Annotated in this window: 1 protein-coding gene; it reads right to left on the reverse strand. The window is 81.0% G+C overall.

The genetic code is table 11. The features are described 5' to 3' along the window. Nucleotides 1–1,450, reverse strand: a 1,450-nt coding sequence (locus ABD308_RS14465) for a hypothetical protein (protein WP_344333567.1), incomplete at both ends; no start/stop codon positions are given.

Raw genomic sequence — 1,450 nt, forward strand, 5'->3', positions numbered from 1 at the left:
CGGAGCGCGGCGGGGCGGCCGTCGGCCGGCCGATGCCGTAGGACACCGGCGCCACGGCGGGCGGTCCGTTCAGGGGCTGCTCGGCGCCGAGCCACTCCAGCTCGTGCATCCGCGCGACGAAGCGGCCGACCCGCTCGGCGGCGGGCTCCAGCAGGCCGTGGACCAGCAGGCCGAAACCCTCGGCGCCGGCCGCCGGGAGCCGGTCCAGGAGGCTGCCGAGCTCCTCGAAGGCGTCGGCCGGCACCGGGCGGTCGCGCTCCCCGACGATGAGCAGCGGACGGGCCGCCTCGGGGCGCCGGAAGCGCGGGGTGAGGACGTGCGGCGGTTCGGGGCGCAGCCAGAGCCCGGCGGGGACGGCCTCCAGCGCCCAGTACGGGAAGGCCCGGAAGACGGCGGGTCCGTCGGTGCGCCAGTCGGCGCCGCCGTTGCGCCAGGCGGCGGGGCTGGTCGGGGAGCCGGGGGCGGTGGCCAGGCGCAGCAGGAACGGTTCCCAGCCGGCGCGGCCGTCGCGGTCCAGGATCCGGGAGGTGGGGCCGCCGGGTCCGAGCACGGGCAGACCGATGGCGGCCTGCACCGGGCGGGCCGTGCGGGCGGCCAGTGCGCCGGTGAGGGCGGCGAGCTGGTCGGGGGCCGCCCAGGGGGCGCTGACCAGGGGGCGGTCGGCGCCGAGCGGCAGGGCGAGCACGGCCTCGGTGAAGTCCTCGGGCAGCAGGACCGGCCGGGCCGGGGTGCCGATGAGGACCACGGCGTTGCCGGGCGGCGCGGCGGCCAGCCGGAGGTCCGGCGGCGGGGCGGTGGACGGGTCGGCCGGGTCGGTGAGCCAGAAGCCGGCGGGCAGCCGGTGGACGCGTACGGCGTCGGCCCGTCCGCGAACAGCGCGGGCCGCGACGGGCGCGGTGGCGGTGGGCGCGGGCACGGTGGCGGTGCCCGGGGCGGGCCCGGGCGGCGCCTCGACCGGGGCGGCGGAGCCGAGGGTGCTGTGCAGCCGGCGGGGCGCCTCGCCCGGTTCGCACCGCCACCACGAGGACGCCTCGACGGCGCCCGCGGGGTCGGTGACCTTGAGGTTGCCGGCCGGCGTGATCTCCACCAGGCCGTCCGGTGCGACGACCGGCACGCCCGCGCGCTCGGCGACGACCTCGGCGGGCCGCCGGCCGTTGGGCGCGAGGGCGGCCAGGCCGGAGGCGGCGAGCACCAGGTGGGCGGCGCCCCGGGCGCGGGCGATCACCCCGAGGTCGGCCATCCGGTCGCGCAGGACCTTCGCCGAGTCGGGGGCGGCGGCGACCACCACCACGGCGTCGGGGACGGGCCGCAGGGCGCCGATCGCCGCGTTCAGCTCCTCCTCGCGGGCGGTGGACGCCGCGATCACGAAGTGCGGCCCGACCGCGCGGAGCACCGACGGGCCCGGGACCGGCGCGACGGCCGGGGCGAGGGTGGCCGCGGCGGGCGGCAC

Origin of the sequence: Kitasatospora putterlickiae, assembly GCF_039527695.1 — a bacterium.
In the GTDB taxonomy this organism is placed as follows: Bacteria; Actinomycetota; Actinomycetes; order Streptomycetales; family Streptomycetaceae; genus Kitasatospora; species Kitasatospora putterlickiae.